The organism is Stenotrophomonas sp. HMWF023 (assembly GCF_003060985.1).
In the GTDB taxonomy this organism is placed as follows: Bacteria; Pseudomonadota; Gammaproteobacteria; order Xanthomonadales; family Xanthomonadaceae; genus Stenotrophomonas; species Stenotrophomonas lactitubi.
In genome coordinates this window covers 1-2551 of record NZ_QAIJ01000229.1, presented here as the reverse complement: position 1 = coordinate 2551, position 2551 = coordinate 1, and the positions used below count along the sequence as shown (strand labels likewise).

The 2551-nt window shown below is 65.0% G+C and carries 2 protein-coding genes; both read left to right on the top strand.

Annotated features, from left to right (window positions below):
* The coding region (locus tag DBR20_RS23125) for an SH3 domain-containing protein (RefSeq protein WP_258223338.1) at positions 1-533 on the top strand (533 nt) is incomplete at its 5' end.
* Between the two features lie 109 nt (positions 534-642).
* Positions 643-2361: a thiamine pyrophosphate-dependent enzyme gene (locus DBR20_RS12485; protein ID WP_025874311.1), complete on the top strand. Its 1719-nt coding sequence runs from the start codon at positions 643-645 to the stop codon at positions 2359-2361.
* The last annotated feature ends 190 nt before the right edge of the window (positions 2362-2551 follow it).

Sequence of the window (2551 nt, the reverse complement as noted above, 5' to 3'; positions counted from 1 at the left end):
GTGGTGAGTTGCGCGCGCTGAAGGCGGTGACCCATGGACACGATCAGTGCGGTGAACTGATGGGCCTCACCGCCGATGCAGCTGCGCGCACATTGACCGCCAGCTGCCGCAGCGGGCCGATGTGGTACACCGACCAGTACCGGTTTACAGGTGGGCAGGTCTATCTGTACCGCGGTGAGAACGTGCTGATGCTGGGCGATACGCTCAACCAGGCGCTGCGCTGGGAAGATACCGAAAACCAAGGCCCGCTGGCGGTGTGGCGCACCTATGATCCTGCCGGCAAGGTGCTGGAAAGCGCCATTGGTGACGGGTTGGTCGCACCCGCCAGCAGCGCACCGCTGCGGGGCCAGGACGCCACCGTGGTGCCAGCGCGCCTGTTCCTGTTCGACCGGCCCGGCGCATCAAGCACCAAGCGCTACCTGGTACAGGGTGATCGCGTGGAAATGCTGGATGAGCAGGACGGCTGGGTGAAGCTGCGTTACCGCAATCCGAAACAGGGCGCAATCGAGGGCTGGATCAACGTCAACGATTGACGGCAGCGCTGCCTGGAGTTTGCACAACAAGGTGATCGACCTCTTGCCCACGGCAGCATCACTTCACCGGGTCTAGCCTCGGGTTTCCCCCGAACCAGGCTGCAGCACCATGAGCAAGCGCGTTGCCGAGATCGTCGTCGATACACTGCAGCAGGCGGGCGTCCGCCGTTGTTATGGCATCGTCGGCGACACCCTGAACCATGTCACCGACGCACTGCATCGCAGTGAAATCGAGTGGGTGCATGTGCGCCATGAAGAGGTCGCCGCGTTCGCGGCCGGTGCCGATTCATTGATCAGTGGCCAGCTGACCGCCTGCGCGGGCTCGTGCGGGCCCGGTGGCCTGCACTTCATCAACGGCATCTTCGAGAGCAACCGCAACCGCGCGCCGATGGTGCTGATCGCCAGCCAGGTGGTCACCAGCGAACTGGGCATGGAGTTCCCGCAGGAAGTGGATTTCAAGGCGGTGTACGGCAGTTGCACCGTGTTCTGCGAGCAGGTGCACAGCCCGGCCCAGGCACGGCGCGTGGTGGCGCTGGCCTGCCAGGCGGCGATCAGCCGCCGCGGTGTGGCGGTGGTGATCCTGCCGGCCGACATCAGCGAAGCGGAAGTGAAGCACGATGTGCCGTTCTCGGTGCATTACACCCAGCCGGTGCTGCGCCCCTCCGAGGCCGAGCTGCAGCACATCGCCGAACTGCTGGGGCAGGGCAAGCGTATCGGCATCTATGCCGGCGCCGGTTGCCAGGGGGCACATGCGCAGCTGCTGGAACTGGCGCGGCGCCTGCAGGCACCGGTGGCGCACACATCGCGTGCGAAGGACTTCGTCGAACCGGACAACCCGTACAACATGGGCATGACCGGAGTCTTCGGCATCGAATCCGGGTTCCACACGTTGATGGAGTGCGACACGCTGCTGCTGCTCGGCGCGGATTTCGCCTGGGGCCAGTTCTATCCGGACAAGGCCACGATCATCCAGGTCGACCGCGACGGCAGCCACCTCGGTCGCCGCCATCCGGTGAACCTGGGCGTGGTCGGTGATATCGCACCGACGCTGGACGCGCTGCTGCCGATGCTGCCCCCGCGCGAAGACAGCAGTTTCCTGGACGAATGCATCGAGCACCGCGACAAGGCGCTGAAGAAGCGCGAGCAGGAGGAACAACCCGGCGAAGGCGAACTGATCCATCCGCAGCACCTGACCGCGCTGCTGTCGAAGTACGCTACCGACGATGCGCTGTTCACCGCGGATGGTGGCTCGCCGATGGTGTGGGTGCTGCGGCACATCCGGGTGAACGGCCGGCGCCGCACGCTGACCAGCCTGCTGCACGGCACGATGGCGAACGCGATGCCGCAGGCGCTGGGTCTGCAGAAGGCCTTCCCGGGGCGGCAGGTGATTTCGTTGTCCGGCGATGGTGGGTTGGCGATGTTGCTGGGCGACCTGCTGACCGCGGTGCAGGAGAATCTTCCGATCAAGGTGGTGGTGTTCAACAACGGCTCGCTGAATTTCGTCGAGCTGGAGCAGAAGGTGGAAGGGCTGCTGGACAACTACACCGACCTGAAGAATCCGGATTTCGGGCGGTTGGCCGAGGTGATCGGCTTCCATGGCCGCACGGTGACCCGCAGCGAGGACCTGGAAGAAGCGGTGCAGGATTTCCTGGCCCAGCGTGGGCCGGCGCTGCTGGATGTACACACCAGTCGCGCGGAGCTGGTGATGCCGCCGCAGATCGAGGCCAAGCAGGTGGCGGGCACGGCGTTGTATGCGGCCAAGGCAGTGCTGAGTGGTCGCATCGACGACGTGAAGCATCTGCTGGTGGACAACTTCCTGAAAAAGTGAGGGTTGGGTTTTGATGCAGGGCTGCGCCCTGCACCCGCCGAATCAACGTCAACGTCAAAAGCGGGGTATCGGTGGGATGGCGGGGTGGGTCCGGTTGCGGGGGACGCCGTAAACCCGTCCTTGGGGGCTTGGCCGCGGCATCCATGCCGCGGACACCCCCGCAACCGGACCCACCCCGCCTTCGACAGAT

Coding starts and splice junctions, on each gene's coding strand:
- DBR20_RS12485 (WP_025874311.1), top strand. CDS start 643: ATGAGCAAGCGCGTTGCCGAGATCGTCGTCGATACACTGCAGCAGGCG.